The following is a 13,546-nucleotide window of genomic DNA, read 5'->3' on the forward strand; positions in this document are numbered from 1 at the left end:
CAAAACCAACTCACCCCCGGTCGGCTTTCCGCGGAATCGACGCCCCCACTGAGTCGCCGAAAGGATCCACCATGCGCAAAACCGTCGCCGCCACCCTCGCCGCCATGACCCTCACCACCGGAACACTCGCCACCCCCGCCGCGCAGGCGAGCACTGTCGTTCCGAACATCATCGGTGGCGGCACCGCCACCGATGCCCCCTGGGGCGCCCAGGTCTACTGGAACAGCGTGGGTTTCCAGTGCTCTGGCTCCATCATCGCCGCCCAGTGGGTACTGACCGCCCGGCACTGCCTCGCCACCGGAGCCATGTACGTGCTGGTCGGCAGCCTCAACCTCGGCCAGGGCACCAAAGCCACCGTCGACCGCACCCAGACCCCACCCACCGGCGACATCGCCCTGCTCCACCTGAGCTCCACAGTGGACGCCACCTACATCACACTCGCCGACTCCGACCCCGCCGTCGGCGACACGAACCAGATCTACGGCTGGGGCCGCACCCAGGGCACCAACCCGCCCTCCCCCGTCCTCAAGACCGCCAACGTCCAGGTCACCGGCGCCGGCACCGACGCTTACAGCGGACCCGCGATCGCCAGCCAGGGCGTCGACGGATCCGCGTGGCACGGCGACTCCGGCGGCCTCCAGCTCGCCGGCGGCGCCCAGGTCGGCGTCTGCTCCACCGGTTCAAACAGCGGTTCCGACATCAACGGAACACAGAACTACGCCAGCGTGGCCAACAGCCGAGCCTGGATCCGCGAAACCGCCGGCGCGTAGCCCCCCGCACCTCCACCCGGCCCACCGATCCCCCAAGGGCCGGGTGGAGGCCAGACCACCCCCACCGGGACAAGACACCGCGCCGGCGTGAACCCGGATCGGGCATGCGTTCAGGCGGCAGTGCCCCGAGCCTCGAGGCCGGCGTTCGCCAAGACGCCGCGGCAGGTGTCGGCCAGCCTTTCCGGAACCTGTTCGCTGATTCGGCCGGGCCTGGCCGGATCGATCATCTCCGGGGTACACTGTCCGTGAGCAGACCGACACCGGCGCCCGGCGCACCTTCTGCGAGCTGCTGCACATCGGCAAGAAGGTCGGTCTTCCCGGTCTCGGGTACCCAGTCGTGCTCGCGGTCGGCACGAGAAAGAGGGCAAGGCCCACGACTACGATCGCGACCGGTGCCCGTGGTAACCACCGTCCATCCGGGAACCGACGCCCGGCTGGACCCGGCCGGTCAGCTTTCGGCAGCCTCGTAGGCGATCAGGGCCAGTTGCACGCGGTTGGCGCACTCGAGTTTCACCAGCATGCGGCTGATGTGCGCCTTGACCGAGCCTTCGCTCATCCGGCAAGTACGGGCGATCTCCGCGTTGGACTGGCCTTGAGCGAGCGGCCGCAGAACTTCACGTTCGCGGCCGGTCAGCGAGGCAAGCCGGGCCTGGGCGCGTTCGGCACGCCGTGGGTCGCGGTCCCGCAACCGCGCGAGCACCGCACAGGTCACCTGCGGCGAGAGGTACCCCTTACCGGCGGCGATCGCCCGCACGGCGTCGAGCAACACCCGCGGTTCGGTGTCCTTGAGCAGGAACCCGGCGGCGCCGGCGTGCAGCGCCCGCAGGACATACCGATCGTCGGAAAAGGCGGTCAGCATCGCGACCGCCGTGGCGGGCACGTGCCGGCCAACCAGTTCGGCCGTGGCCAGGCCATCGCCGTCGGGCATATGGATGTCCAGGAGCAGGACGTCCGGCTGGTGGCGGTGCGCCAGCCGCAGCGCCTCGGACCCGCTCCCGGCTTCCGCGACGACCTTGATGTCCCCCGCCGTCTCCAGCAGCCCCCGGACGCCGGCCCTGATCAGCTGCTCGTCGTCCGCGACGACCACCGAGATCACCGGGCACCCACAGTCGCCGGGAACTCCGCGGCCACCTCGAAGCCGCCGTCCGCGTCGGCGCCCCAGGTCAGCCGGCCTCCCCTCGCCGCGACCTGCGCGGCCAGCGTCCGCAGCCCCCGGCCGGTGCCGGTGCCCTGCGTGCTCGGCGCCTGTTCCGGGGGACGGTTGCGGATCAGCAGCCGCGCCCGGCCGTCGACCACCCGGAACTCGACGACGACGTCCACCGGTCCGGCGTGCTTGTGCACGTTCGTCAGCGCCTCCTGGACGACGCGCCGGACGACGTCGGCCAGTTCGGGAGGGAGTTCGTGGAGGTCACCGGGCAAAGTGGACTCGATGCGCAAGCCCGCGCGGCGGGAGGAATCGATGAGGGTGTCCACTGTGACCGGTTCGGCGTCGAGCACCCGGACGATCTGCCGCAGATCATGCATGGCGGCGCGGCTGGTCCCGCCCAGCAGCCGCGCGGTCTCGGCGTCCGCGGCGCCGCCGAGTTCGAGCCGCCCGGCGTGCAGCGCGATGAGGCTGAGCTTGTGCCCGAGGACGTCGTGCATCTCGCGGGCGATCCGGTCGCGCTCCTGCGTGAGCACCAGGTCCCGCTGGATCGCCGCCATCTGCCGGGAACGCCGGACGTAGGCGCCCGCCATGAGCGGCACCAGCACCTGCACCCCCACCTCGGCCACGAACAGGGTGCCGTCAGGATCAGGTACATCCGGCATATCCGGCGCCGGCAGCGCGAACACCACCGCGGTCGCGACGACCGCGAGGGCACCGGGAACCGCACGCCCGAACGCACCGACCGCGTACAGGGCACACATCGGCACGACGATGGCGTCGGAAGGCGAGAACGCAACGAGCGCCGTGATCGCGAGCAGCACCGCCGAAGGCGCCTTCCGCCGCGCCGCAAGCAAGGCGGCTGCGCCGGCGTTCCACCACGCCTCCTCGGCCCCGGCCGCCAGCACGACACCCAGCGTGACGCAGCTCCCGGTGACCGCCGCGTCGACGATCAGCTCCCGGCTGCGTCGGCCGAGGCCATGCCACCGGGCCCGGAACCACTCGACAACGGAACTGTCCACGGCCACCAGTTTGACACCTGCCCGAGTGCTCGCGTGGAGGCCCATCCGGCGCGCTTGCCGGAGGTCCGAAACCCGCAAGGCCAGGCATTGCCCAGAGTTCTCCGCTCGTTACGCCGAGTTCAGCTGTGGTCGGTTGTCGCGGTGAACGTGTCGGATGATCGGCCCACCGGGTCGATGCCGGTCGATGGTGCGAGGGTGGTGCGGACGCCCTTGCGGTCCGTGCCCAGCTTCGCCAGGATTCGAGCCACGTGCTTCTCGACCGTGCGGGGCGAGAGGAACAGGGTCTCGGCGATGTCGGCGTTGGTGGCGCTGCGGCTGAGGAGTTCGGCGACCTCCAGCTCGCGGGGTGACAGCTCGTCGCCGTACCCCCGGCGTCCGCGCCTGGCCGATTCCTCGACCCCCAGCGCGCGCAGAGTGTGCTGGCAGCGCATGGCATCCGCGATCGCGCCGAGTCCGCTGTGGACGTGCGCGGCTTCGGTGAGGTGCGCGGCCGCGTCCTCGGGGCAGGAGCGCACCAAGGCGTTCGCGAGCTGTTCCGCGGCCTGTGCCGCGTGGTAGGGCCTGCCGATGTCCTGCCACGCGGCGCGGGCCGTGGCGAAGTGCTCGGCGGCGGTGGCCGGTGCGCTGTCCCGCGCGAGCAGTCCGGCTGCGAGCTCGAGTTCGGCCGTGGCAGCGGGAGCATCCCGGTCCCGCACACCGCGTGCGGCATCGGCCACCAGCCGCTCGGCTTCCTCGCGGTGTCCGCCGGCCAGTGCGGCTTCGACCGCGACCGGGACCAGGCCCGTGGTGCGCGTCCAGCTGCCGAGCCGGCGCAGCATGGTCACCGCGGGTTCGGCGCTCGCCCACGCCGCCCGCGGGTCGTTCTGTGCGAGTCGCACCGCGGTGAGGCCGGCGGCGATGCTCATGCTCACGTCCGCCTCGGACGTCTCACGTCCACGCCCGGCGGCGGCGAAGTGCTCGAGTGCCTGGGAGTGTTTGCCCTGGGCGAGCGCCAGATGTCCCCGGTACAGGGCGCGGTCGAGGTCGGCCTGCCGGACGTCGGGATAGGCCCGGCACAGCACGTCGTACTGCTCGTCCAGACCGACCCAGCGACCGGCCAGCCAGTCCGTGCGCAGCAGCCTGACGCGAGTGAGGCACTCGAGCGGGGCGTTCTCCGTGCGGGCGGCCAGATCCTGGCTCTCCAGCATCAGGCCGCGGGCGCGCCGGTCGTGGCCGAGCTGGAGGGCCGCCTCGCTGAGGTTGTACAGCGCTTGGCACATCCGACGCAGCACGGGCTCGGCCGCGTCCCGGCGCGGCAGCCGGTCCACCAGCGGCCACACGGCGGGATCGCCGGCCCTGGCCATCAGCATGAGCCTGGTGACCTGGACGTCTGTCCGAACCGGCTCGTCAGTCTCGTCAGTGCTGTCGCGGACGGCCTGCTCGGCCCGGTCGAGCCACTCCCACGCGTGCGCGGCGGCACCGTCGTACTCGTTCAAAGCCAGCGCGATCATGGCCCTGGCCGCCTTGCGCGGGAGTGTGCCCAGTTCTTCGACGGCGCGTTCGAGCTCGCAAAAACCCGCCGGGTCGCCCGCGAGGTTGAGCATGATCAGCCCCAGACCGAGGCGGATCTCGCCGCGGACCTCCTCCGGCAGCCGGTGGTCGGCGAGCACGGCGGTGAGCACGGAGGCGGTCGCGGCGTAGTCGACGCCGGCACTGGCAATCCTGGCGAGTCCGAGCGCGGCCCTGGACCGCCGGTCGGCGCCGATGTCCTGCCGGTTCAGGATCTGGCGCAGGAGGGTGGCGGCGGTGCCGGTGTCACCGAGCGCCACGGCCTGGTCGGCCGCTTGTTCCACGCGCACGAGCCAGGTTTCGTGGTCACCCGCGGCGAGCGTGTGGTGCGCGACCTGCACCAGCGGCGCCGGATCGTGGGTCTCGAACACCTCGACGGCTCGCCGGTGCAGGCGGATGCGACACGGGCCGGGAATGTGCCGGTAGGCGACCTGCTGCGCCAGCACGTGCCGGAAGCCGTACCGGCCCGTGCCGGCCTCCCTCAGCACGGCGGCGTCCAGTACGTCGATCAGGCCCTGAGCGCCCTGCTCGGGATCCAGCCCGGCGATCTCCGTGAGCAGCGCTTCGGTGGCGGGGACGGCGAGCACGGCCGCCGCGTCGACCACCGCCGCCCCTGCGGGTGACAGGGCGACGAGCCGCTCGGTGATCGCCGCGCGCAGTCCTAGTGGCACGTCGGCGTGCTCCAGCGCGGCGGCGTCCTGGCGCTCCTGGTGGCGGAAGGTCAGCAGATCTTCCTCGGCGACCAGCGGCAACCCCTCGCTGCGGCGGTGCAGCACAGCGCAAAGCTCCGGCGTGGCCCTGGCACCCAGCACGGCCCCGGCCAGCTCGGCGACGTCGGTCTCGGTCAGCGGCGCCAGCCGGATCACCGTGGGGCGGCAGGCGCCACCGAGCACACAGGACCGATCCTCGGCGCGCCAGGTCAGCACCAGGGCGAGGTGGTCGGGCAGGTCGCGGGCGAGCATCACGAGCAGCTCGCGGGTGGCGTCGTCGACCCAGTGCAGGTCCTCGACGACCACAATCACCCGGCCGAGCGAGGCGAGCACCGACCGCACGGCCTGGATCAGCTGGTGCCGGGCGACGCCCGGATCGTCCGGTGTCGGCGGTGCGGGCGGCAGCAGGCCGGCGAGATCCGGGAGCAGCGGTGCCAGCGCACCGGCAGTGGGCGGCAGCTCGGCACCCGGCAGCCAGGGGCCGACCTTGCGCAGCGCTTCCACCACCGGCCCGTAGGGCAACGGCTCGCGCAGCGGGTGGCAGAAGCCGGTCACCACCCGCCACCCCTCCCGCTCCAGGATCGTGGTGGCCTCACGCACCAGCCGGGACTTGCCCATGCCGGCATCGCCTTCGACCACGACCACGGCCGGTGCGCGCCGGACCGCATCGACCAGCTGCCCCAGTTCGTGACGGCGGCCGACGAATGCGAAACCCCGGCCAAATCCGGCATTCCGATCCACCGCGTCACCGTCCTCCCGCATACCCATCTTTTGCGCATACTACCCACTCAAATCCGTTCCCCATTGCTGCGGCCTGCGCAGGACCCGCATCGTCTGGATCGTTCGAGAGCACGACGGCGCGGTCACGCTCACTCCACCGCGTGAAAACGGAGCGCAAACGCCATGACCCACTAGTTGTTCGCGCCGGGGCCGAGGTGCGGGGCCCGCCATGGGCCGACGACCGGACTGTCCGGGGGGTACCGGTAAACAACCCGTGAACCCCGAGCGACCCGTTGAACTCCAGCGGGGTCGTGTGCTCCCGAGCGCCGAAACAACGGGAAATCCGCCGATCGGAACCGCTTCTCCAGCGCCGGGCCACCTCACCCGGCGCGCCACTCGCGGCCGGCCAACCGGGGCAGGTCCGCACCATTGAAAGGGAAGACAATGAAAACGAAGAACGTGCTCGGGGCGGTTCGTTCCCGCCTTGGGACCGCGCAGAACCGGGGGCGCACATCTCCCGAGATCGGCGGCAGCGCGTCCAAGCGACGCCCGCGCAGGATGATCGTCCTCGTCCTGGCCGCCGTCCTGGCGTCCGTGCCGATCTCGGCCACCGTCCAGACGGTCGGCGCGGGCAAGGCCGACGCGGCCGTCGACGACCGCTACTCCTGGGTCACCAGCACTGTGGCAATGACGGCCTTCAGCTACTGGATGAACACCGCGAACTGGCCGGCTACCGGCTCCCAAAACGCTGCGTTCAACACGGGTCACGGGTATGTGAACGGGGGCGGGGCGTACGGCGACCGCGACGGGCAACTGGCCGGCTGGCTCTCGCGGCAGACCGGCCACTGGGGGCCGTGGGATTTCCGGGAGTACGACGGCGAGGTCAGGCAGCACACGTGGGACAACCGGGGCGCCCAGCGATATGTCCTCAACCTCCAAACGGGCATCGTCTTCCACACCGAAGACCACTACGCCGACTTCACCCCGCTCAACTTCGGAAACCTGCCCACCCCCGGTTTCCCCGACCACGTGTTCTGCTACGAGCACCCGACCGGTCAGCCGAACGACAGGCGGATCGTCCTTCACTCGGGCCACTGGAACCGCGCTGAGTGGACGGTTCACGGGCTTCCAGGCTCCGGAATGGAAGTGGACTACCAGCGGGATTGGGAGTGGTGGAACTCCCACGATGGCCAGTACTACGTGGACACCAATGCCGACAATTTCCGTCAATACATCAGCTTCAACGCCCAGCACTCATTGAACATTCACAACGACCCCAGTGCACTCTGCCGGGAATTTACCGGTTTTTGGTACGGAACCTGGTAGTACCGCGACAAGACCACCACCAGGCCCGTCACGGCCGACCGGATCGGGTCCCAGGGGGCAGTTCCGCTGGGACCCACCGGCCGGTCGCGACGCCGCCTATACAGGCGCCAGCCTTTCGAAACGCCCGCGGTGGAAAACCAGAGGCCGGATCCGAGGGAACGGAGTCACCCGTCGGAGGCGCAGCAGGGCGATCACGTGGTCGCCGGCATCCACCTCGGCCTCGAGCGAGCATTCGAGCCACAGCGCCGTCTCGTGCAGGAAGATCGCACCGGATTCCCCTGCCTCCCATCGGATGCCCGCGAAGCGGTCCCCCGCCGGAGCGGACAGCTGGCGGCACAGGTCGCCGTGGTTCTCCCCCAGCACGCTGACGCCCAGGCCCCGCGCTGCGCGCAGCACACTCCACGTGCGCGAAGTGCGCATCGCACAGAACGAGACCAAGGGAGGGTCGAGGGAGACCGGGACGAAGGAGCTCGCCACCATCCCGACCGGCTTGCCGTCCACGAGCCCGCAGACCGCCACCACCCCTGATGCGGTGTGGCCGTAGGCATCGCGTAGTTCGCGCGACGCGTTCGGACCGACTGCCATGGCTATCTCCTCCGTCACCATGCCTGCGGCGTTCCGAGCGGCAGGATCTCCCGGATCTCGTCGATACTGCGGATCTCGTTGTCGACCACTTTGAAGACCGCCACCATGTAGAAGGTCCCGCTGTCGGGTCTCGGACTGTGCGTCACCGGGTGGAAATCGACCATGACCGTGCTGACGGCGACGCCACGGGCCGGATCGAGAACGGGGAAGTGACCTCCGCGGACGGTCGGCCTGGCCCCTCGGGTCTGGTTGAGGCAGCTGGCGACGGTGTGCACTGTCGCGTCGGGTGACAACAGCGTCGTGAGCGTGTTCGTCACCTTCTTGCCGTTGTCGTAGCGGTCGCAGCGGTAGCCGATCCGCGCCAGGCTGCCGTCGCTCTCCCCCAGGGCCGACCAGTAGCCGCCGGCCACCGCCGCGAGCGCGTCGCGGTCGCAGGCGCGTTCGGGCGGCACCCGTGCGTCGTAGAGCACGTCGGGAGTCAACAGCCGGTCGACGTCGGCGAAGTGCCCGGCCGTGTCGGTACTGACGAGCAACTCCGCTTCGCTCACCGCATCGTCCGCCACCCTGAGCCGGAGCGCGAACGGACGGCGTTGCCCGGCGCAGACCGCGACCCCCGTCGTCGCGAGCTGGCCCTGTTCGACGTCGACGAACGTCTGCAGGCCGAGGAAGTCGCCGACCGTGTTCCAGAGCCCTTCACCCGGCTTGATTTCGACGGCGTTCTCCGTCACCCGGGAGGAGTTGTTCCACCGGGCGAAGCCAGGGTCGTGGCGGACCAGGCTGTCCAGGAAGCGATCACCGTGCCCTCGGAGCATCCGCTCGACTTCCTGGACGGGCGCGGCGGTCATCGCTCGGCCGGGGAAGCCAGGACGGCGCTCTCGCTGCGCGCCGGCGTCCGCGACACCGTGTAGGTGAAGGGCTTGAGCGTCGCCATGAGCAGGAAGGCGACCACGGTGGCGCCGATGACCAGCGCCATGGGCACCGTGAAGCTGCCGGTGGCGTCGAAACCGTCGCTGATGAGCAGGGTCGCCGTCCCGATGCTCACGACGTTGAGTCCGAGGCTGAAGCCGAAGATCTCCGCGGACGCCTTGAGGCCGAAGTACCGGGTCACCAGGTACGGCAGGAGCATGGTCACGGTACTCAGCGCGACCCCGGAGAGGACGGCTCCGAGGAACTGGAGAGCGAACGACGTCCCGGAGAAGAACAGGAGCATCGTGCCGGAGACGGGAATCAGGTACAGGGCAGCGATGAAGCGCTGCGATTGAATGCGGTCGGCGAAGAACGCGCAGAACACCACGCCGGCCATGCCCGAGAACGCCAGCACCGAGGCCAGGAGGGTGGTGCGGTCCGCCGAGACCCCGCGGCCCGCCAGCCAGGGCACCAGGTGTGTCTGGGTGCCGACCAGCGACCCCGCCGCCAGGCAGTCGGCCAAGGTCAGGGCCCAGTAGGTCCGCGTGCGCATCGCCTTCGTCCCCGAAGCTCCCGCGTCGGCTGCCGGGCCGGCACCGTCATCCGCAGTCGGGGCGCCGAGCGGCTCGGCCGGGTTCAGCCGGAGCAGGAACGCCGCCGCGCCGCCCGCGCAGATGAGCACCGCCAGGGCGAGCACCCGCAGGGCGAACCGCCAGTCGTGGGTGTCGATCAGCCAGCGTGCGACCGGCGCGACCCACGTCTGTGACAGCTGTACCGCGACGGCGGTCACCAGGGCCAGCATGAGCGCGCGGTTGGCGTCGTACCAGGACGAGACGACCCGCGCGTAGACGACCGGCCCGGACAGGCCCGCGCCGAGCCCGATGCCGACGATGCCCAGCCAGTAGAGCGGCCCGGCCGAGTCCATTTGCGACAGGGCGAGCAGTCCGCCCGCGAACAGCACCACGCCGGTGGTGGCCGTGATGCGCACCCCGACGAGTCTGATGATTCGGCCGCCGAGCGGGCAGGCCGCAGCGGTGACGTACTGGGAAACGGAGAACACGAGCGTGAAGACGGGCAGTCCCCAGTGCATCGCCTGCGAGACCGCGGGCAGGAAGACCGAGAAAGAGCCCACGAAAATGCCGGACATGCTGAATGTCATGCAGATGAACGTGGCTACCGTAGCCTGAATACGCAGTGATTTCGCCATTGTTTTCCTGCCACTTCGTCGTGGGGGCGACCGTGCTCCACGATGGTAGGTGGGGTACTCGCCCAAACAAGGCGGCGAAACCCGGGGCCGTGGCGGGGGGCGCCCGGTCTCCAATCCGCCGTCTGGTTTGACTCCAGGATGCGTCCTACCGTGACGCAAGCCGCAGGGAGCGGCACGTACCACCCAGGTCAGTCAAAGGAGACGGCGTCATGGCAAAGGCTTTCCCGCCGGAGCTCACCTCGGGTATGGACGAGCCGTGCCGGTTCGATCTCGAGGTGTTCGACCTGGAAGTCGTGGACGGCGAGGTGCCGGCGGACATCGACGGGCTGTTCGTCCAGGCCGTGCCGGACCAGGTGTACCTGCCGGACGTCCCGGTGCTCTACCCGATGACCATCGCGGCGGGCGGGGACGGCGCGGTCCGGGCGTTCCGGATCAAGGACGGCTGCGTGGACTTCCGGACGCGCTATGTCCGCACGGAACGGTTCGAACTGGAGCGCAAGGCGCGCAGACCCCTGTTCGGGAACTACCGGGACCCGTACTCCGACGACCCCAGCGTCGCCGGCAAGGACCGGACCACCGCGAACACCGCCATCTACTGGCACGCGGGCCGGATGCTCGCCTCCAAAGAGGACGGGCTGCCGTACGAGGTCGACCCGGTCACGCTGGAGACCCGCGGGGTCTGGAACGCGCACGGGGCCATCACCAGCCTCACCTTCACCGCGCATCCCAAGTTCGACCCGGACACCGGCGAGATGTTCGGCTTCGGCTACGCGGCCCGGGGCGAGACGACCCGGGACATCGCGTACTACGTGATCGACGCCGCGGGCAAGGTCACCCACGAGGCGTGGTTCGAGGCGCCGTACTCGGCCATGATCCACGACTGCGCGCTGACCGAGCACTACATGCTGTTCCCGATCATGCCGGTCACCAGCGATCTCGACCGGCTGAAGGCCGGCGGCCCGCACTTCGTCTACGACGCGGACCTCCCGCAGGTCTTCGGCGTCATGCCCCGTTACGGGAGCGCCGACGAGGTGCGCTGGTTCCAGGCACCGCACGCGTTCCCCGGCCACACGATCAACGCCTACGAAGAGGACGGCACGATCGTCTTCGACCTGCTGGAGACCGACGGCAACGGCTTCGCCCCGGTCGTACCCGACAAGAACGGCGCGCCGATGCGCCCGGACGGCCTCACCACGCGCCACGTGCGCTGGCGCATCGACTACTTCGCCGACGACGAGCACCTGGTGGAGCGGGAGGTGCTGGCCATCGTCAACGGCGAGGGGCCGCACGTCGACCCCCGGCGCCAGTTGAAGCCGTACCGGCACGTGTTCGTGCCGACCCTGGACCGCGGCAAGCTCGCCACGGACGTCAACGGCCGCCCCTACCCGGTGATGTTCAACCAGCTCAGCCACTTCGACCTGGAAGCGGGCACCCGCGAGGACTGGTACCCGGGGCCGGCCGCGACGTTCCAGGACCCGGTGTACTTCACCAAGTCCGCCGACGCGCCCGAACACGACGGGTACCTGATCGCCACGCTCAACTGGCCGCTGGAGCGGCGCAGCGAACTCGTCATCCTCGACACGCTCGACCTCGCGCGCGGGCCGGTCGCCCGGCTCCGGCTCCCCGTCCGCATGCGCCTCGGCATCCACGCCACGTGGTTCGACGGCGCCGAAATCCCCACCTGGAGGTAGCACACCGTGACCATCGACCACACCGAAGCACCGGTCACCGACCTCGTCGCGGCCCAGCTCGCGGCGCACAAGCAGACCGTGCTGACCATGATGTCACTTTTGACCGATCCCGCGACCTCCGAGCAGGCACGCGCCCACCTCACCGAGACCTACCTCCAGCACAACCCGAACATCGCCTCGGGAGCGGACGCCATCATCGCCTGGACGAAGACCGAGGAGGCACGGCACGCGCGCGAATCGATGCGTCCCGCACCCGAACCTCCGGTTATGGTGGCCGAAGGCGACAAGGTCGTGATGATGATCAGCCGGGACCTGCCCGACCCGCGGGAACCGGGCAAGACCTACCGGTCCTACTGGTTCGACATGTGGCGCGTCGAGGACGGCAAGCTCGCCGAGCATTGGGACGGCGCTCCGGTGAGCACCGAGTAGATCGCAGAACGGAGGGAGGCGGCCATGAGCAGCACCGAGATCTCTCGCCGCTCTTCCCGGCCGGGTGCGGACGCGAAGCCCGGGCCGACGATCTCCGCTTTGTATTCCAGCGTGGTCGGCGCCGAGGAGGCGCAGACGAAACTGCCGCTGCTCGTGGCCCGGGACATCGAGGAGCGGTTCATCCGGGACGGCTGGCCGGTGGGCCGGGTCTACGGCAGCGAGGCCGAGATGGCAGCGCACTACGGGGTGGGCCGCGATGTGATGCGCGAAGCCGCGCGCGTGCTCGAAGCGCGCCAAGCGCTCCAGGTGCGGCGCGGCCCGCGCGGCGGTCTCGCGGTCGCGAAGCCGTCCGGAACCCACCTGCGGGTCATGGTCGGCGGCTACGCGCACCTCACCGGCATCGAGCTGCCGGAAATCGTCGAGGCCTGGGTCGCCATTCATGTCACGGCCGTGCGCCTGATCGGTGCGCACCGACCCGGTGCGACGCCCTCCGGCGCGGACATCGAGCAGTTCGCCGCCCAGGTCATCGAGTGGAGCGGAAGCGGCGTTCTCCGGCGCCTGCGCGACATCATCGCCCCGCTGCTGCCGCCGCTGCACCTGGACCAAGCCGATGCCGCGCCGGAACTGATCATCGGCGACCTCGAGCACGGCCGCGGCGACGAGGCCGCGCGGCGGACCCGCGTCCTGCTGCGCGCCGCGGCGCGCGAAACGCTGGACCGATCGGCGAGCTGGTCCGGCACGGAGGTGCCGGCACCGCTCGATCAGCTCCGGATCCCGGCGTTCCGGATCGTGCGCGAACTGATGTCGGAAATCACCCCGGCCGAGTGGGTCAAGGGCCGGCCGCTGGGCAACGAGTTCGACCTCGCCGAGCGGCTCCGCGTCGATCGCAGCGTGATCCGCCAGGCCATCCGCATCATGGAGGACGCGGAGACCGCGGTGCCCCTGCCCGGGCGCGGGCGCGGCCTGATGACCCGCTGCCCCAGTTCGGGGCCGCTCAGCCGCCAACTGTGCATCCACCTCGCCGCCCGTGGCGAACCGTGGGATCAGACCGCGCGAGCGCTCGGCGGCCTGATGATCGAGCTGGCGGAGCTCGCGGCGCGCAAGGCCGATCCGGACGACGCCGCCCTGCTCGACGCGGCCTACGACCGGCTGCGCGAACCGGCCCAGGCGGCGCCGATATCAGCCGTCCAGCCGATCGAGAGGTTGCAGAACCAGCTGGCGCACAATGCCCTGCTGGCACTTTTCGTGGACGGCATCAAGGCGTATTTGTCGTGGAGCATGCGTGATGAGCTGTACGCGCCGTCCTGGGTCATCGACTTGTACGCCAGGTCCACCGAGAACGTCCTGCGGGCCATCGGCCGCGGCGACCCCGAGGAGGCCGAGCGCCTCCAGTCGGTGAAACTGGAAACGCTCGCGGAGTGCCGCCACATGCTGCTCACTTCGGAGCACGGCCTGCCCGACGCCGGTCTCTGACTGCTCGCCCCCGGC

The 13,546-nt window shown here is 70.3% G+C and carries 11 protein-coding genes; 5 read left to right on the forward strand and 6 right to left on the reverse strand.

Annotation, left to right across the window (positions count from 1 at the left end):
* Window positions 1-71 precede the first annotated feature (71 nt).
* On the forward strand, window positions 72-770 hold the full coding sequence (locus A3CE_RS0103870; protein WP_020638744.1) for a S1 family peptidase: 699 nt from the start codon (window positions 72-74) through the stop codon (window positions 768-770).
* Between the two features lie 448 nt (window positions 771-1,218).
* On the opposite strand, the gene A3CE_RS0103875 is transcribed toward A3CE_RS0103870, so the two are convergent.
* The 3 genes from A3CE_RS0103875 to A3CE_RS0103885 all read right to left on the reverse strand — a co-directional run bounded on the left by A3CE_RS0103875 (window position 1,219) and on the right by A3CE_RS0103885 (window position 5,935).
* Window positions 1,219-1,866, reverse strand: coding sequence for a response regulator (locus A3CE_RS0103875; protein WP_020638745.1), 648 nt, complete (start codon window positions 1,864-1,866; stop codon window positions 1,219-1,221).
* Window positions 1,863-2,936 carry a sensor histidine kinase gene (locus A3CE_RS0103880; RefSeq protein WP_169523933.1) on the reverse strand — a complete coding sequence of 358 codons (1,074 nt, stop codon included), beginning with the start codon at window positions 2,934-2,936 and terminating at the stop codon, window positions 1,863-1,865. The genes A3CE_RS0103875 and A3CE_RS0103880 overlap by 4 nt, the downstream gene beginning before the upstream one ends.
* A 119-nt stretch (window positions 2,937-3,055) precedes the next feature.
* Window positions 3,056-5,935 carry an ATP-binding protein gene (locus A3CE_RS0103885; RefSeq protein ID WP_211231804.1) on the reverse strand — a complete coding sequence of 960 codons (2,880 nt, stop codon included), beginning with the start codon at window positions 5,933-5,935 and terminating at the stop codon, window positions 3,056-3,058.
* A gap of 423 nt (window positions 5,936-6,358) precedes the next feature.
* Here A3CE_RS0103885 and A3CE_RS0103890 point away from each other — a divergent pair, with 423 nt between their 5' ends.
* The gene (locus A3CE_RS0103890; RefSeq protein WP_125592007.1) at window positions 6,359-7,240 is read left to right on the forward strand and encodes a ribonuclease domain-containing protein; all 882 of its coding nucleotides are present in this window, start codon (window positions 6,359-6,361) and stop codon (window positions 7,238-7,240) included.
* 96 nt (window positions 7,241-7,336) lie between these two features.
* Here A3CE_RS0103890 and A3CE_RS0103895 read toward each other — a convergent pair whose 3' ends face one another.
* From A3CE_RS0103895 to A3CE_RS0103905, 3 genes are read right to left on the reverse strand one after another with little or no spacing between them, the layout of a single operon-like run.
* Complete coding sequence (locus tag A3CE_RS0103895) at window positions 7,337-7,825, reverse strand: flavin reductase family protein (protein ID WP_026468118.1); 489 nt, start codon at window positions 7,823-7,825, stop codon at window positions 7,337-7,339.
* A gap of 14 nt (window positions 7,826-7,839) precedes the next feature.
* Window positions 7,840-8,670, reverse strand: coding sequence for a DUF8021 domain-containing protein (locus A3CE_RS0103900; RefSeq protein ID WP_020638750.1), 831 nt, complete (start codon window positions 8,668-8,670; stop codon window positions 7,840-7,842).
* A complete protein-coding gene (locus A3CE_RS0103905; protein WP_084641242.1) occupies window positions 8,667-9,890 on the reverse strand; it encodes an MFS transporter in 1,224 nt (407 codons plus the stop codon). Before A3CE_RS0103905 ends, A3CE_RS0103900 begins: the two co-directional genes overlap by 4 nt.
* 257 nt (window positions 9,891-10,147) lie before the next feature.
* On the opposite strand from A3CE_RS0103905, the gene A3CE_RS0103910 reads away from it, so the two are divergent.
* From A3CE_RS0103910 to A3CE_RS0103920, 3 genes are read left to right on the forward strand one after another with little or no spacing between them, the layout of a single operon-like run.
* Complete coding sequence (locus A3CE_RS0103910; protein ID WP_026468120.1) at window positions 10,148-11,629, forward strand: carotenoid oxygenase family protein; 1,482 nt, start codon at window positions 10,148-10,150, stop codon at window positions 11,627-11,629.
* A gap of 6 nt (window positions 11,630-11,635) precedes the next feature.
* Complete coding sequence (locus tag A3CE_RS0103915; RefSeq protein WP_020638753.1) at window positions 11,636-12,058, forward strand: nuclear transport factor 2 family protein; 423 nt, start codon at window positions 11,636-11,638, stop codon at window positions 12,056-12,058.
* Between the two features lie 24 nt (window positions 12,059-12,082).
* Window positions 12,083-13,531 carry a FadR/GntR family transcriptional regulator gene (locus A3CE_RS0103920; RefSeq protein ID WP_020638754.1) on the forward strand — a complete coding sequence of 483 codons (1,449 nt, stop codon included), beginning with the start codon at window positions 12,083-12,085 and terminating at the stop codon, window positions 13,529-13,531.
* The last annotated feature ends 15 nt before the right edge of the window (window positions 13,532-13,546 follow it).

Source organism: Amycolatopsis balhimycina FH 1894 (assembly GCF_000384295.1).
In the GTDB taxonomy this organism is placed as follows: Bacteria; Actinomycetota; Actinomycetes; order Mycobacteriales; family Pseudonocardiaceae; genus Amycolatopsis; species Amycolatopsis balhimycina.